General features: G+C 70.4%; 16 protein-coding genes. 4 read left to right on the forward strand and 12 right to left on the reverse strand.

Going from position 1 to position 15301, the window contains the following annotated elements:
• Positions 1–8 precede the first annotated feature (8 nt).
• Both P8A20_RS20205 and P8A20_RS20210 read right to left on the reverse strand, forming a co-directional pair.
• Entirely contained in the window at positions 9–191 is a 183-nt protein-coding gene (locus P8A20_RS20205; RefSeq protein ID WP_147958914.1) for a DUF397 domain-containing protein, read from the reverse strand.
• Positions 188–973, reverse strand: coding sequence for a helix-turn-helix domain-containing protein (locus P8A20_RS20210; RefSeq protein ID WP_306103976.1), 786 nt, complete (start codon positions 971–973; stop codon positions 188–190). The genes P8A20_RS20205 and P8A20_RS20210 overlap by 4 nt, the downstream gene beginning before the upstream one ends.
• Positions 974–1125: 152 nt before the next feature.
• Between P8A20_RS20210 and P8A20_RS20215 the strand changes: the two genes are divergently transcribed.
• The gene (locus P8A20_RS20215) at positions 1126–1527 is read left to right on the forward strand and encodes an ATP-binding protein (RefSeq protein ID WP_147958915.1); all 402 of its coding nucleotides are present in this window, start codon (positions 1126–1128) and stop codon (positions 1525–1527) included.
• Positions 1528–1532: 5 nt separating this feature from the next.
• Here the strand turns inward: P8A20_RS20215 and P8A20_RS20220 are convergent, their stop codons facing one another.
• Genes P8A20_RS20220 through P8A20_RS20230 form a run of 3 tightly spaced genes read right to left on the reverse strand, consistent with a single transcriptional unit; the run spans position 1533 to position 4173 of the window.
• Complete coding sequence (locus P8A20_RS20220) at positions 1533–2192, reverse strand: response regulator (protein ID WP_306103977.1); 660 nt, start codon at positions 2190–2192, stop codon at positions 1533–1535.
• On the reverse strand, positions 2189–3343 hold the full coding sequence (locus tag P8A20_RS20225) for a sensor histidine kinase (protein ID WP_147958917.1): 1155 nt from the start codon (positions 3341–3343) through the stop codon (positions 2189–2191). Before P8A20_RS20225 ends, P8A20_RS20220 begins: the two co-directional genes overlap by 4 nt.
• The gene (locus P8A20_RS20230; RefSeq protein ID WP_147958918.1) at positions 3340–4173 is read right to left on the reverse strand and encodes a CPBP family intramembrane glutamic endopeptidase; all 834 of its coding nucleotides are present in this window, start codon (positions 4171–4173) and stop codon (positions 3340–3342) included. Before P8A20_RS20230 ends, P8A20_RS20225 begins: the two co-directional genes overlap by 4 nt.
• A 178-nt stretch (positions 4174–4351) precedes the next feature.
• On the opposite strand from P8A20_RS20230, the gene P8A20_RS20235 reads away from it, so the two are divergent.
• Positions 4352–5668 carry a tetratricopeptide repeat protein gene (locus P8A20_RS20235; protein ID WP_147958919.1) on the forward strand — a complete coding sequence of 439 codons (1317 nt, stop codon included), beginning with the start codon at positions 4352–4354 and terminating at the stop codon, positions 5666–5668.
• Between the two features lie 110 nt (positions 5669–5778).
• On the opposite strand, the gene P8A20_RS20240 is transcribed toward P8A20_RS20235, so the two are convergent.
• The 5 genes from P8A20_RS20240 to P8A20_RS20260 all read right to left on the reverse strand — a co-directional run bounded on the left by P8A20_RS20240 (position 5779) and on the right by P8A20_RS20260 (position 9819).
• Positions 5779–6129, reverse strand: a complete 351-nt coding sequence (locus P8A20_RS20240; protein ID WP_147958920.1) for a hypothetical protein — start codon at positions 6127–6129, stop codon at positions 5779–5781.
• 192 nt (positions 6130–6321) lie between these two features.
• Positions 6322–7098, reverse strand: coding sequence for an ABC transporter permease (locus P8A20_RS20245; protein ID WP_306103978.1), 777 nt, complete (start codon positions 7096–7098; stop codon positions 6322–6324).
• Positions 7095–8066 carry an ATP-binding cassette domain-containing protein gene (locus P8A20_RS20250; RefSeq protein ID WP_306103979.1) on the reverse strand — a complete coding sequence of 324 codons (972 nt, stop codon included), beginning with the start codon at positions 8064–8066 and terminating at the stop codon, positions 7095–7097. Before P8A20_RS20250 ends, P8A20_RS20245 begins: the two co-directional genes overlap by 4 nt.
• A 27-nt stretch (positions 8067–8093) precedes the next feature.
• The gene (locus tag P8A20_RS20255) at positions 8094–8762 is read right to left on the reverse strand and encodes a DUF4097 family beta strand repeat-containing protein (RefSeq protein WP_147961452.1); all 669 of its coding nucleotides are present in this window, start codon (positions 8760–8762) and stop codon (positions 8094–8096) included.
• Positions 8763–9078: 316 nt separating this feature from the next.
• Positions 9079–9819 (reverse strand): DUF4232 domain-containing protein, encoded by a 741-nt coding sequence (locus tag P8A20_RS20260; RefSeq protein WP_306103980.1) that lies wholly within the window; start codon positions 9817–9819, stop codon positions 9079–9081.
• 394 nt (positions 9820–10213) lie between these two features.
• Between P8A20_RS20260 and P8A20_RS20265 the strand changes: the two genes are divergently transcribed.
• Entirely contained in the window at positions 10214–11704 is a 1491-nt protein-coding gene (locus tag P8A20_RS20265) for a helix-turn-helix domain-containing protein (RefSeq protein WP_306103981.1), read from the forward strand.
• A gap of 61 nt (positions 11705–11765) precedes the next feature.
• Here P8A20_RS20265 and P8A20_RS20270 read toward each other — a convergent pair whose 3' ends face one another.
• Entirely contained in the window at positions 11766–12704 is a 939-nt protein-coding gene (locus tag P8A20_RS20270) for an RNA polymerase sigma-70 factor (protein ID WP_306103982.1), read from the reverse strand.
• A gap of 179 nt (positions 12705–12883) precedes the next feature.
• Here P8A20_RS20270 and P8A20_RS20275 point away from each other — a divergent pair, with 179 nt between their 5' ends.
• Positions 12884–13369, forward strand: a complete 486-nt coding sequence (locus P8A20_RS20275) for a carboxymuconolactone decarboxylase family protein (RefSeq protein ID WP_147958921.1) — start codon at positions 12884–12886, stop codon at positions 13367–13369.
• 102 nt (positions 13370–13471) lie between these two features.
• On the opposite strand, the gene argS is transcribed toward P8A20_RS20275, so the two are convergent.
• Positions 13472–15241: an arginine--tRNA ligase gene (argS, locus tag P8A20_RS20280; protein ID WP_147958922.1), complete on the reverse strand. Its 1770-nt coding sequence runs from the start codon at positions 15239–15241 to the stop codon at positions 13472–13474.
• Between the last annotated feature and the right edge of the window lie 60 nt (positions 15242–15301).

A 15301-nucleotide genomic window follows, 5' to 3' on the forward strand; every position in this document is an offset into this window, starting at 1 on the left:
TCGTCCGGTCAGCTCCGGGCCGCGAACGCGGCGAAGGCCGACCAGGCGGTGGGAGCGACGGTGAAGGTGGGGCCCTCGGGGTTCTTGGAGTCGCGGACGTGGACGGCGGTGGGGTGCGTGGCGACTTCGAGGCAGGCCCCGCCCTGTTCACTGCTGTAGCTCGACTTGAACCACTCAAATGCGGTGCTCATCGCTCTCCTAGAAGCCGTTCCAGCAAGCCCCGAGATTCTTCGGTGTTGAGGGCCTGTGTTCGCAGCATCGCATATTTGCGTTCCAGGATGCTCACGTCATCTGGGGCCGAGATCAACTGGCTGCCGCGCTGGGTCTCGGTGTAGGCGAGGCGCTGGTGTTCAGGGGTCTCCAGAAGGATGAAAGGACCTGAGAGGCCCGCGTGCGTGCATCGGCCCAGCGGCATGATCTGGATGGTGACTCCTGGGATCTCAGTGCAATCACGTACGTGCCGGAGGGTGTCCGCGTACACGTCGTTCCCGCCGAGGCGATCCCGCAAGATCGCCTCTGAGATGACGAAGCTTGCGGTAGGCGGCTCTTGCTGGTGCAGGATTTCCAGACGTCCCATTCTCGCTGAGGCCCGTCTGTCGACTTCCTCGTCATTGAGGGCCGGAACGTCGGTACGGAACACCGCACGCGCGTAGCTCTCCGTCTGGAGCAGCCCCGGCAGTACCTGGTTCTCGAACCAGGACAGCGCCAGCGCCTCCCGCTCCAGATCCATGTACTGCTCCGCCCAAGCCGGGATCAGGTCCACCTCCGGCATGTTGTCCACCGCCGTCTCCAGCGCCCCCTTCGTGTCCAGCAGCGCGTCCAGGCGCCGGGCCAGGTCGGGGAGCAGTGCGCGGCGGCCCTGTTCGATGGAGGCGATCGTCTCCACCTGTACGGCTGCCCGGTCCGCGAGCTGGGCCTGGGTCAGGTCCGCCGTGACGCGGAACAGGCCGACCAGCTTGCCGACGAGCTTCATGGCGGACGCGTTCCTGCGCTGCCGATTCCTGGGGTGCATACGGTGCGGCCTCCCCGCCCTGGTGCGTACTTCACACGTCGGCGACCCGTACAAGAGATCTGTACGTGCTCACCTACTGCTGAACGATAGGCACGGAGAGTGACGCTCGTCCCATGAACGAGACGATGCAACTCTCGCTGCTCCGTGAGCGCTTCTGCCGGCGTGAACGCCGCTCGGTCGCTGCGGTACGCGAGTTCACGCGCGAGGCCGTGACCGACTGGGGGTTCGGGGCGCGGCTCGACGACGTGCTGGTGTGCGTGAGTGAACTGGCGACCAACGCGCTGCTGCACGGGGTGCCGCCGGGGCGCGGGTATCTGGTCCGGCTGCGGCTGGAGGCGGAGGGATGCGTGCTGTCCGTGGAGGTGCACGACAGCGGGGGCGGGGTGCCTGAGGTGCGGCGGCCCGACGGTGAGTCGGGGCGTGGGCTGCTGCTCGTCGACGCGCTCGCCGATCGGTGGGGCGTGGGAGAGCGGGACCCGGGGAAGCTCGTGTGGTGCGCGTTCACGAAGCCCTGACGGGGTCAGGACACCAGGCCCTGGCGGTAGGCGTAGACGACTGCCTGGACCCGGTCGCGTAGTCCGAGTTTGGTGAGGATGCGTGAGACGAAGGTTTTGACCGTCTCCCGGCTGATCACGAGGGAAGCGGCGATCTCGTTGTTGGAGAGGCCGTCCGCGATGAGGCGCAGGACCTCCAGTTCGCGCGGGGTCAGCGGGATGTCGGTGCTCTTGTCCTCGGTGGGCCGGATCCGGGCGGCGTACCGGCCCACCAGCTGCCGTGTGACGTCGGGGTCCAGGAGTGCCGCGCCGGCGGCCACGGTCCGGATGCCGTGGAGCAGCCGGTCCGGCGGGGCGTCCTTGAGGAGGAATCCGCTTGCGCCGGCGCGCAGCGCTTCGTAGACGTACTCGTCCAGGTTGAACGTCGTCACCACGAGCACCTTGACGGGGTGGGGCACTCCGGCGCCGGCCAGCAGTCGGGTGGCCGCGATGCCGTCGAGCACCGGCATGCGGATGTCCATGACCACGACGTCCGGGCGCACTTTCGCGGCGAGGTCGACCCCGGTCCGGCCGTCCCCGCACTCGCCGGCGACCTCGAGGTCGGGCTGTGCGTCGATGATCGTCGCCAGCCCGGTGCGGATCAGCACCTGGTCGTCGCAGATCAGGACACGGATCGGGTCGGTCACGTGGGGCTCCCGGCGGGTATGCGGACCCGGACGACGAAGCCGCCGTCCGGTTGCCGGCCCGCGCTGAAGTCGCCGCCCAGCACGTCGACGCGCTCGCGGAGACCGGTCAGCCCTCGGCCGCTCCCGCCGGTGGGCGAGGCCTTCGAACTGGATCCGTCCGTGCTGACCTCCACGGTGATCTCCTGCTCGCAGTGGCGCACCCGGACCGATGTGGCGCTGCCATGAGCGTACTTGAGGGCGTTGGTCAGGGTTTCCTGCACGACCCGGTAGGCGACCAGGTCGGCGCTGCCTGCCGATGCGGCGGGTGCGCCTTCCTCCGTGAACTCCACCGGCTGCCCCGCCCGCCGTGTCTGTTCGACGAGCGTGAGGAGCCCCCCGACGGGCGGCGGGGCGGCGGGGGTGCCGTGGTCGGGGTTGAGCAGGTCGAGCAGGTGGCGCAGGTCCGTGATGGCCCGTCGGCCGGTGTCCGTGACGGCGGTCAGGCTCTGGTCGAGGCGGTCGGGTGCGGCGGTCAGATAGCGTGCCGCCTCGGCCTGGACGACCATCGCCGTCACGTGGTGGGTCACGACGTCGTGGAGCTCGCGGGCGATGCGCGCCCGTTCGGCGGTGCGGGTGTCCTCGGCGACGCGGCGGCGACGCTCGGCCTCCACGGCCCGGTTGTTGCGAAGCCACACCCCGACGCCCCAGGCGAGTGCCACGGCCAGGTAGAACGTCACGAACTCGCTCGGCGGCTCGCCCGGGCCGAGCCGGTGGAGCGCCACCGCCAGCGGGACGTACGCGGCGGAGAAGGTGATCGCGACCGCCCGCCGGCGGTGTTCCACGAGCGAGGCCACGCTGATCAGCGCGATGGGCAGCGCGGTGCCCGCGAGCGTGTGGTAGCCGCGGAGCTGGTCGAGGGCGAAGCCGAGCGAGATCACGGTGAAGCAGCTGACCGGCCACCGCCGGCGCCCGGCGAGCGGGAGGCACTGGAGGGCGATCGCCGCGACGGCCAGGGCGTCGAAGGGGCGGTCCGGCAGGCCGCCCAGCTCCGTACCGTTGCTGCGGAACCCCGGCATGAACGAGGCGACGAGGAGCAGCAGTGCCAGCGGGGTGTACCAGAGTGCGGCGTCCGGCCTGCGCCATCGTTCCGGGATCCGCGGGAGTCCGGTCATCGGGGGAGTGTAGTGGTGGCGGTGGCCTTGCCCGTGCGGCGGCGGGGCACCAGGTTGCCGCGCCGGTGTGCCAGCCGCAGGAACGCGGCGGTGATCAGGACTCCGAACAGCACCGAGTACACGCTTCCCTCCGGGCCGAAGTCGCCGCCGGTGACCCAGGCCGGGCCCGATGTGACCGTGTCCAGCAGTCCCTGCGGGGTGTCGTTGCCGGAGACCTCGGTGCTGAAGATGCCGGCCGCCGCGAAGTTCCAGCCGAAGTGCAGGCCGATCGGCACCCACAGGTTGCGGGTCGCGGCGTAGGCGGCGGCGAGCATTCCGCCGGCCTCGACCGCGATGGCGATCGCGCCCCACAGGCTGGCGTCGGGGTTCAGCAGGTGCGAGGCGCCGAACAGTACGCCGGTCAGCGTCAGCGCGATCCAGGTGCCGGTGCGCTCCTCGATGATCCGGAACAGCACGCCACGGAACATCACTTCCTCGGTCACGGCGGCGGCCGCCATGAAGCCGATCAGCCCGACCGCGCCGCTCGGGGAGCCCAGGCCGTTTATCTCGTAGTGCGCGTTGAAGTAGATGTTCGTGATGACGGCGCCGAACATCGCGACGCCGATCAGCAGCCCCCGGCCGAACGCGGGCCCGGCACCCTCGCGGGCCACTTCGGTGGACGGGCGGTGTTCCGTCCTGCGTACCACCCATCCGTAGACGAGTACGGCGGCCACGGCTGTCAGGAGCCCCAGGACGAGTTGGAGCCACGGACTGTCCTGGGCGGCGCCGACGGCCTGGCCGCCGATCATGGCGACCAGCACGGCGGCCAGCAGTTGCCATATGAATCTCATGGGCGCTCCTTCGACGGATCCGCGGCCGGGGTGCCGCGGCGCCTCGAACGCTACGGATCAGGCGCTCCGCGATCGTCACCTCACGGTGGACACCTGCGCGTAGCTCGCTCGGGGGACAGACGTCGAGGGGTGATCAATTCGGTTGAGGGTGGAACCGGTTGCGGGGAGGATCGCCCGCATGTTCTCTCGCAGGAATCGCCGTCCCACGTCCCCCGAACTGGCCGCGGCCCGGGAGTGCCTCGACGGAGGTGACGTCCCTGGTGCGTTGCGTGAGCTGAGGCAGGTTCCGTCGGCGCCGCTGGGAGAGGTGGCGGACGTGGTCGGGCGGGCGGCCGGGGCAGCGGGGTTCGACGACCTGCGAAAGGCCGCGACAGCACTGGCCGCCAAGCCCGACCAGGTCCGCCCGCTGTACGAATACGGCTTCGCGTGTGTGGAGCGCGGTGTCCCCTACCTGGCGATACCCGCGCTGCGGGAGGCACTGAGCCTGGCGCCGGGCTCGTCCGGCGTGTTGCGTGAACTGGTCTCGGCGTACGAGGACGAGGGCCGGCACCGCGACGCGGTGGAGGCGCTGCTCGCACACGAGGACGGACTCGCCGACTGGCCCGACCGCTATCTCCTGGTCTTCAACGCCGTCCTCGCGGGCGACCTGGAGCTGGCCCGCCGTCAGCACGCGCGCCTTCCCGACCCCGCCGAGGACACCTGGCTGGGTGCGCGGGACCGGCAGAACCGTGTGCTGGGCCGTGCCTCGGCCGCGGGGCCGGTGAGCCCCCTGGACCACTCCGACCTCCGCGGCTGGCAGTACGTCATGGGCGGCACGGTGCTCGGCACGCTGTCGCCGTTCGGCTTCGACGCGGGGATGACCGGCCGGTACGCCTACCTCCAGGACGACCACGGCCGTTGCCTGGAAGGGCTGTTGCGGCTGAAGGCGGTGCTTGCCGCAGCGGGGGCACGGCCTCGTTCGGTGTCGCTGCTGCCGGACCGGGGGAGCAGGATCCTGGGGCTGGCGGCAGCCGAGGTGCTCGGTCTTCCGGCGGAACCCTTCGAAGCCGGTCGGGAGGACACCGTCGTGATCGCCTACGACCTGAACGGGACCGCACGCGCCGACGGGGGCCCCGAGGTGATCGGCCAGCTCTTCGAGCGGGCGCGGGGACAGGTCCTGCACGAGCACGCCTCCTGCTGGACCGATCCGCCCGCCGTCACCGCGGACAGTGTCACGCTGCTCCACCAGTCGGCTGTGGCGCCGTGGGAGGCGGGCCTCCGGCAGGGGGCCGACGGTGAGGTGGAGCGCGGCGAGGTGGACGGGCGGCCGGAGAAGGCGATCGCCGCAGAGATCGTGGGCGCCGATCCGGCGCCGGACGCGGGGGACGGGGGGACGCCTGCCGACCCCGCCGAGAAGCTCACGGACTTCGTCTCCGCCGTCTCCGGTACCTGGCTCCAGGGTGACCGGGCACAGCTGCGCTCCCCGGGCCCGGTGGCGAGCTCACGGTTCCTCTGACGGCCGGGGCCGTCCGGGTCCCGGGCGGCCCGCGCCACCGGGCGGCGGGTGCGTGCCTTCTTGGAGGGGCCCGACGCGCCAGATGTTCTGGACAGGCCGGTCAGGGCCGGTCAGGGCCAGTCGACCAGGGCCGTGAACGCGATCGAGGCCACACCGACGACGACGGGTGCTCCGGTCGAGAGGAGTACCCGCTTCGCGTCCTGACTCCGCTGCCAGGGCACGGCCCAGCTCGCCACGAGGACGATCAGGGACAGCACGAGGCCGGTGCAGAGCACGGCCCATGCCGCGTCGAACGAGTCGGTGAAGCGGTCGGCCTCCGCGCCGTTGCAGGAGTCGCATGCCATGGGGGACAGGCCGCCGTACAGCAGGGCGAAGCCCGCTGCGGGCAGCGTGACGAGCGTGGAGAGCAGGGGCGCGACCCAGGCGTGCGGGGCGCGGGGGCTGAGCGTGTCGTCCGACATGCGTACGAGTGAACTCGGCGCGGCGTCGGTGCACATGAGCTGTCGTACTCAGTCGGCTGCCGGGTCGCCCCGTCCTGAGGGGGCCGGTACGCGCCCGGGAACCCGAAGGGGCGGCGCACTCCGACGCGTTGTCGGTGTGCACCGCCCCTCGGGTGGTACGGGTGGCGGGGGTGGCCCGCGTTGTCATGCGGGTTACTTCGGTTCGCTGTTGAACTGTGCCTTCGACCAGCGGTAGCCGAGGGCGGTGAGGCCGAGGCACCAGGCGAGGGCGATCCACCAGTTGTTGCCGATGTCCGTGCCGAGGAGCAGGCCGCGGAGGGTCTCGATGGCGGGGGTGAAGGGCTGGTACTCGGCGATCGGCTGGAACCAGCCGGGCATGGAGTCCAGCGGGACGAAGGCGCTGGAGATGAGGGGCAGCAGGATGAGCGGCATGGCGTTGTTGCCGGCGGCCTCGGCGTTGGGGCTGCCCAGGCCCATGCCTACCGCGATCCAGGTGAAGGCGAGGGCGAAGAGGGCGAGCAGTCCGAACGCCGCCAGCCATTCCAGGACGGTGGCGTCGGTGGAGCGGAAGCCCATGGCCACGCCGATCGCACCGACCAGGACCACGCTGATGATCGTCTGCAGGACACTGCCGACGACGTGCCCGAACAGGATGGAGCTCCGGTGGATCGCCATGGTGCGGAAGCGGGCGATGATGCCCTCGTTCATGTCGGTGGAGACGGAGACGGCGGTGCCGATGGTGGTCGAGCCGATCGTCATCAGCAGGATGCCGGGAACGATGTAGGCGATGTACTCGGAGCGGCCGGCGCCTCCGCTCATGGTGTCGCCGAAGATGTAGACGAAGAGCAGCAGGAGCATGACCGGTGTGAGCAGCAGGTTCAGCGTCAGGGAGGGGTAGCGGCGGGCGTGCAGGAGGTTGCGGCGCAGCATCGTGTTGGCGTCGCGCACGGCGAGGGAGAGGTTGCTCATCGGGCTGTCTCCTTGGTCTGGCTGCTCTGGGAGGGGACGGTGGTGGAGCCGGTGAGGGCGAAGAAGACGTCGTCGAGGTCGGGGGTGTGGACGGTGAGTTCGTCGGCCTCGATGCCGGCGGTGTCGAGGCGGTCGAGGATGGTGCGCAGGGCGCGTTGGCTGCCGTCGCTGGGGAGTTGGAGGGTGAGGGCCTCGTCGTCGGGGGCGGCGTCGGTCAGGGCGGTGGCCGCGTGCCGGTAGGTGGTGGGGTCGGTGAAGCGGAGGCGGATGTGGCCGCCGGGGATGAGGCGTTTGAGTTCGTCGGCGGTGCCTTCGGCGGCGATGCGGCCGTTGTGCAGGACGGCGATGCGGTCGGCGAGTTGGTCTGCTTCTTCGAGGTACTGGGTGGTGAGGAAGACGGTGACGCCGGTGCTGACGAGTTCGCGGATGATGCCCCACATGTTGTGGCGGCTGCGGGGGTCGAGGCCGGTGGTGGGTTCGTCGAGGAAGATGATGCGGGGGGCGCCGACCAGGGTCATGGCGATGTCGAGTCGGCGTTTCATGCCGCCCGAGTAGGCGGAGGCGGGTTTCTTCGCGGCGTCGGTGAGGTCGAAGCGTTCCAGGAGTTCGGTGGCGACCTGTCGTCCCTGGGCCTTGGGCAGGTGGTGCAGGTCGGCCATGAGGAGCATGTTCTCCTCGCCGGTGATCAGCCCGTCCACGGCGGAGAACTGCCCGGTGACACCGATCGCCGCCCGTGCGGCCTGCGGGTCGGTGGCGAGGTCGTAGCCGCCGACCCGGATCTCACCGGAACCGGGGCCGGGCGGGATGAGGGTGGAGAGGATCTTGACGGCGGTGGTCTTGCCTGCGCCGTTCGGGCCGAGCAGGGAGAAGACCGTGCCCTGCGGGACGGCGAGGTCGATGCCGTCCAGGACGTTCTTGTCGCCGTAGGACTTGCGCAGCCCGTTCGCCGCGATGGCCAGGTTCGTCATGCCGGTGCTCCTTGGAGGGGTGGGTGTTCAGAGGCTGCGGGCGGTGATGTCGCCCTGGGAGGTGGTCGCCCTGATGCTCAGGCCGGGCGTGCTGTCGGCGTTCCTGAGCGCGTTGTCGATCCGGCCGTAGCTGGTGCCGGCGTCCAGGGAGGCGGAGACACCGCGGGCGGCGCCGACGGTGATGTCGCCCTGCTGGGTGTTGAGCGTGAGCTGTCCGCGTACGGCTTCGGTGATCTTCAGGTCGCCCCGCTGGGTGCTGATGTCGCCGGGGCCGTTCAGGCGGCCGACGGTGATGTGGGCGTCGAGGCCGGTGAGGCGGGCGCTCGCGGCCTCGTCGAGCTTGACCGAGCGGTGGCCCCCGTCGAAGGCGACGTCGCCGAGCCGGCCGACGCCCCGGAACTCGGCGGCGCCGGACTTGGCCTCGACGCCGGAGCCGGCGGGCAGCTGGACGGTTACCTCGACGGATCCGGAGTTGCCGATGAGCCGGTTCTTCGCCTCCGGGGCCTTGATGTGCAGGACACCGTCGGCGTAGGTGACCTCGGTCTGCTCGGCCGTCCTCACGTCGCGGCTCCTGGAGGGGTTGGCGGGCCGGATCTCGACCGTGGTGTCGGTGCGGTCGGCGGCGATGAACTGGATGCGCCCCGCGGGGATGTCGAGCACGGCCCGGACGGCGGCGGGGGTGTCGAAGTTCTGCATCGTGCGCTCCTCGTGTTCGTGTTTCTGATGATGGAAACGCTACGTTGCATTCCAAGAGGCGGCAACAAGCTTGTTGCGTCCAATCCTTGTTATTGCAGGCCAGGGGACTGAATTTGTTGCAATGGATTCGAAGGTAACGCAACAACCTCAGAGCGTTCGTTGCAACGGAGTGCGAGTGAACGCTCCGTCGGGGGCCTCGCGGGCCATCTGCGCGCAGGGCGGAACGCGGACACGACGAACGGGCGTGACACCGCGTCCGCGGTGTCACGCCCGTTCAGAAGGCCGGCCGGTCGTGGCGGCCTGTGTGTGGTGAGGGTCAGTGCATGAGGGCGTAGTCCATCTCGGTCTGCCAGTAGGTGACCGTCAGGGTGCTGTCGACGTACACGGCCTTGCTGAGGGGCGCGCTCGCGGACGGGCCGCTGGAGCCGCTTCCGTCGCGGCCCTGGAAGTGCACGGTCGCCTTCTTGGTGGAGTAGCCGCCCGTGCCGCTTCCGTCGGCGGAGGACGTCATGACGCCGGCGTACGCGGACTCTCCCGGCAGGATGGTGACCACGGCCTGCGGCTTGCTCTCCTCGACCACGGGCGGGGTGGACTGAGCCTCACCGAACCTCAGGAAGGGGTAGTAGTAGGCGTTGCAGGCCGTCGAGCCGGTGTTGGTCACGGTGAGCAGCATGTGGTTGAGGGGCCGGGGCACGGGGGTGAGCGTCACCTTGGAGTTGCCGCCGTCGCACGCGCGGGTGACAGGGCCGGTGTCCTTCGCGTCGTCCTGCTGTGTGTCCGCGGCGGGGTCGGCCTTCGTGGAACCGGTACCGGAAGCCTTGCCCGCGTCCGAAGCGGAATCTTCTCCGGAGCCGGATCCGGCTGCTCCGCCGTCCTGCGCGGCCGGCGCTTCGGTGTCCGCCGGGGGCTGGGTGTCCGACGCGTCGGGAGCGGTGGTGGTGGCGTCCGCGGCGGCCTGGCCGCCTTCCTGGCAGGCCGTCAGGGACAGGGCTGTGATCAGCGCGGCGGTGCCGAGTACGGAGGTGCGGGCGGCGCGGCGGAAGCGAAGGTTGCGCATGAGACGGTTCTCCCCGTTCGAGGTGATGAGTGCCCGGGGCGCCGTTTGGCGCCCTGCGGTGCGGGCGGGTCTACTGGTCGGTGACGCATGATCAGAGGCGTTACAGGAGTGCGACGACAACCGCGATGCAGATGACCAGCACTCCCGTGGCGACCGCGTCGGTCAGGCTGATTCCAGGTCGAGTACGCACGGCGGCTCCCGGGACGGGTGAGGGTTGGATGTACGGGTCGCGGGGAACGCCGCGGTGTGTCCACATCCTTTCCAGGCCTGGATTTCCGTCGCAACGGTTCCTGCGGCATGTGGGACGCTGGAACGCCTGTACCTACTCTGACCTGCGCAGACATCGCTTCCCTGGAACGCCTTTCCGGGAAGGAACGGAAGGGGAACGGTCGGGGTGGGCACAGAGATCCAGGACTTCGCGGAGCTGCTCAGGGGGTTGAAGGAGCGGTCGGGACTCAGCTACGGGACGCTCGCGCAGAAGCTGCACATGAGCACCTCGACCGTGCACCGCTACTGCAACGGCGACGCCGTTCCCCATGACTACGCGCCGGTCGAACGCTTCGCGCGGGTGTGCCGGGCGTCCTCGGACGAACTTGTGGCACTGCACCGGAAGTGGATCCTGGCCGACGAGGCGAAACGGCGGGGCACGCGCAAGCCGGAAGCCGGCGGGCCCGCTGCCGGATCGCAGGTGCGGGAGGTTGCGGTTCCGGCGTCCGGGGACCCCGGGCCCGTCGCCCCCGCCTCCGGTCCGGCCAGGCCCGAGCCCGCTGGTCCCGGCCGCGCCGCGCCCCGGTCCGAGGCCGAAGCGGAAGCGGAACCGGTGCCCGAAACGGAATCCGGTCCGGAGTCACGGCCCGAAGCGGAATCCGGTTTGGAGTCACGGCCCGAAGCGGGCTCCGAGTCCGAGGACGTGACGCCCGACGGGCACCGCCCCGGCGCGGTTCCCACTCCCCGCCGCGGGGCCACCCGGAAGCTGCGTGTCCTGCTCGCCGCGGTGGCGGTCGTTGCCCTCACCGTCCCCGCGGCTCTCGCCATCCGTGGCCTCGGTGACGACGGACCGTCCGACGGCGGGCGGACCGACGCGGCGCCCAGTCATGCGCCGGTCGTTCCCGGCGGGCGTGCGAGTGCGAGCGCGAAGGAGAGCGCGAAGGAGCGCGCGAGCACCGGGCCGTCAGCGACGCCCGGCGGCACCGCTTCCCCGTCGGCCGGCGGGAGCAGCGCTCCCACGGGCCCCTCGCCGTCCTCGCGCGGTCCGCAGAGCGGTGGAGTACCCGTGCACGCCACGATCAGCTCCTACAACTGGGAGTCGCCCTGCGGGCAGTACTACCTGCTCGACCAGGGGCCCGACGACGTGCCGCCGCCGCCCGCGCCCCAGGACACACGCGGCTGGGCGCGGGCCCTGGGTGGCGTGGACGGCGGTGACATGAAGCTCGAACTCACCCTCCAGGGGACGTCGGGCGAGGCCGTCGTGCTCAACGGACTGCACGTCCGGGTGCTGGGGCGCAACGCGGCGCTCGCCCGGTCCGCGTACTCGATGGGGAACGGCTGCGGGGGAGGCGTCACGCCGCAGAGCTTCGACATCGACCTGGACGACAGCCGGCCGCGTTCGAAGCCCGTCCCCGGGGAGGACGCCGGCAAGGTCGTCCCCGCGAAGGACTTCCCGTACCGGGTGAGCTCCACCGACGTCGAGGTGTTCCACCTCGACGCGCACGTGGAGGGCCACGACGTGACCTGGTACCTGGAGCTGGAGTGGACCAGCGGCGGCAGGAGCGGAACCCTGCGCATCGACGACGGGGGCGAGCCGTTCCGGACGAGCAGTCTCACGGCCCGGCCGGAGTACTACTACCGCGCGGACACGGCCCAGTGGGTCCCGGCGGAACACTGACGGCGGCTGCCGGGGTGGGCCTCGCGCGCCCCGGCAGCCGCGATTTCACTTCGGCACGGCTTCAGCGGCGCAGGGAGGTCTCCTCCCGCATGTGCGACAGCTTGTGGGGATTGCGCACGGCGTAGAGCCCGGTGATGAGCCCGTCATCGATGCGCACCGCCATGACGGTGTCGAGCTCGTCCTCGAGGTGGACGACCAGGGCCGGGGCCGCGTTGACGTGGGCCGGCCGCAGCGCCGGTGCGGAGACCCTCCCCAGGCCTGCGACCAGCAGCCGGGCAACCTTGTCGGCCCCCACGACGGGCCGCAGGACGGCCTGTCTGATCCCGCCGCCGTCACCCAGCAGTACGACGTCGGGGGCGAGGATGTCGAGCAGGCCCTGGACGTCACCCGTTTCGACCGCCCCGCGGAACGCTTCGAGGGCCCGGCGGGTCTCGTCCTGGGAGACGGTCCCGCGCGGTCGGCGTGCCGCGACGTGGGCACGTGCCCGGTGCGCGATCTGGCGGACGGCGTCCCGGCTCCTGCCGACGGCTTCGGAGATCTCCTCGTAGTCGAGGCCGAACACCTCGCGCAGCACGAACACCGCCCGTTCGCTGGGGGCGAGCGTCTCCATGACCAGCATCATGGCCATAGAGACGCTCTCCGCGAGCTCGACGTCCTCGGCCACGTCGGGAGTGGTGAGCAGCGGCTCGGGCAGCCAGGTTCCGACGTAGGACTCCTTGCGGCGCCCGAGCGTGCGCAGCCGGGACAGCGCCTGGCGGGTGGTGATCCTGACCAGATAGGCGCGCCGGTCCCGCACGACGTCGAGATCGACACCGGCCCACCGCAGCCAGGTCTCCTGGAGGACGTCCTCCGCGTCGGCGGCCGAGCCCAGCATCTCGTAGGCGACGGTGAAGAGCAGGTTGCGATGCGCGACGAACGTCTCGGTGGCCGGATCGGGCGCGTCGGCGGGCCGCCCGGGGGTTTTCTCCGTGTGCGCGGACTGGTTGTGCTCGCTGTTCACCGGCTGCTCCCGACTCTTCGCTCTCGACGGACTCCCGCGCACAGGACGCCGGACCCCGGCGTTCCGTGACAGCCGCCGGCGGTGGCGTACGTCACACGGCGGTGCTGTCACGGAGGACGGGCCGCCGGCATCTCGTGTTCGTCCGGTGCAACAGCGACACCACGAGTGAGGACGACATCATGGACGCACGGTTCGACATCTTCGGGAACGAGATCGGCCTCCGCTTCGCCAAGAGGTTCGCGGGCGCGGGCCTGGTGATACAGCAGTCGGCGCTGCCGAGTTCCACCCAGGAACTGGTGTCGCTGCGTGCAAGCCAGATCAACGGCTGCGGTCACTGCATCGACATGCACGTCAAGGAGGCGGCGGCCGCGGGCGAGAGCGCGGTACGGCTCCACCTGGTCGCCGCCTGGCGTGAGTCCACCGTGTTCACCGAGGCCGAACAGGCAGCACTGGCGCTCGCCGAGGAGGGCACCCGGCTGGCAGACGCACACCAGGGGGTGTCCGACGAGACCTGGGCCCTGGTGCGCAAGCACTACGACGACGACCAGATCGCCGCGCTGGTCTCGCTGGTCGCCCTGATCAACGCGGCCAACCGGCTCGCCGTCATCCTGCACCAGCGGGGCGGCTCGTACGAGGCGGGCATGTTCGCCGCCGCGCTCGGCTGAACGAAGGCCCGGCCGGGAACGGCGTCGCCCGTGCGGGACAGGGTCCCGCACGGGCGACGCGTGCTGTTCCCGGCCCGGCGCCGTGTGGCCGCCGGAGCGGGCTCAGAGGCGCTCGGGCGTCCTGATGCCGAGCAGCTTCATGCCCTGGTGCAGGGTGCGGGCGGTGAGTTCGACGAGGAACAGCCGGTTCTCGACGACCTCCGCCGGGTTCTCGTCGCTCAGCACCTGGCACTGGTCGTAGAACGTGGTGAGGTGCGAGGCCAGCTGGTAGAGGTAGGCGGCCAGCTTGTGCGGCTCGTAGCCCTCGGCCACCTCCTCCAGGACCGCGCCGAACTGGTCCAGGTGCAGGCCCAGCGCACGCTCGGCCGGGGCCAGGTCCAGCTCCGGGTGCGCCGCGGGCTTCGCGTCGCCCGCCTTGCGCAGGATGGAGCGGATCCGGGCGTAGGCGTACTGGAGGTACACCGACGTGTCGCCGTTCAGCGACACCATCTGGTCCAGGTCGAACTTGTAGTCCCGCACGGCGGAGGTCGACAGGTCGGCGTACTTCACGGCTCCGACGCCGACGTACCGGCCGTTCTCGACGATCTCCTCCTCGGACAGGCCCACCTTCTCGGCCTTCTCCCGGACCACGGCGGTGGCCCGCTCGACGGCCTCGTCCAGCAGGTCCTCCAGCCGGACGGTGGTGCCCTCACGGGTCTTGAAGGGCTTGCCGTCCTTGCCGAGGACCGTGCCGAAGGCCAGCTGGTGCGCTGTGACGTCCTCGTTCAGCCAGCCGGCGCGGCGGGCCGTCTCGAAGACCATCTTGAAGTGCAGGGACTGCCGGGCGTCGACGACATAGAGGAGGGTTTCGGCCTTGAGGTTCTGCACCCGGTCACGGATCGCGGAGAGGTCGGTCGCCGCGTAGCCGTAGCCGCCGTTGGTCTTCTTCACGATCAGCGGCACCGGGTTGCCGTCCGGGCCCTTCACGTCGTCGAAGAACACGCAGAGCGCACCCTCGGAGCGGACGGCGACGCCCGTCTCCTCCAGGATCCGGCAGGTCTCCTCGAGCATGTCGTTGTAGCCGGACTCGCCGACGATGTCGGGGTCGTCGATCTCCATGTCGAGCTTGTCGAAGACGGAGTAGAAGTAGATCTTCGACTCGTCGACGAAGCGCTGCCAGTGGGCCAGCGTCTCCGGGTCACCGGCCTGGAGGGCCACCACCCGGTCACGGGAGCGGGCCTTGAACTCCTCGTCGGAGTCGAAGAGGACCCGCGACGCCTTGTAGACGCGGTTCAGCGACGACATCGCCGCCTCACCGTCGGCCTTGTCGCCTTCGTGCTTCAGCTCGTCCGGGTGCTCGAAGAGGTACTGGATGAGCATGCCGAACTGGGTGCCCCAGTCGCCGATGTGGTGGCGCCGGACGACGCTCTCGCCGGTGAATTCGAGGATCTGGACCACCGCGTCACCGATGACCGCCGACCGCAGGTGGCCGACGTGCATCTCCTTGGCCACGTTCGGCTGGGCGTAGTCGACGACGGTCGTGCCGGGTGCGGCCTTCAGCGGGACGCCGAGCCGGTCGCCGTCGGCCGCTCGCGCGGCGAGGGTCTCGACGATCGCCCGGTCGGTAAGGGTGATGTTCAGGAAGCCGGGGCCGGAGACCTCGATGTCCTTGATCAGCTCACCGGCCGGAAGGGCCGCCGTGACCTGGGACGCCAGCTCGCGCGGGTTGCCCTTGAGCTTCTTGGCGAGGGCGAGGATCCCGTTGGCCTGGAAGTCGGCCCGGTCGCTTCGGCGCAGCAGCGGGTCCGCGGTGCCGGCATCCGGCAGTGCTGCCGTCAGGGCGTCCGCGAGCTGCTGCTGGAGCGTGGAAGCGAGGGAAGGGACCGAAGCCATGAGACGGCTGCCGTTTCCGTAGGAGACAAAGGATCACTCCAGTATCCCACGGGGCGTAAA

The organism is Streptomyces sp. Alt3 (assembly GCF_030719215.1).
Lineage (GTDB): Bacteria > Actinomycetota > Actinomycetes > Streptomycetales > Streptomycetaceae > Streptomyces > Streptomyces glycanivorans.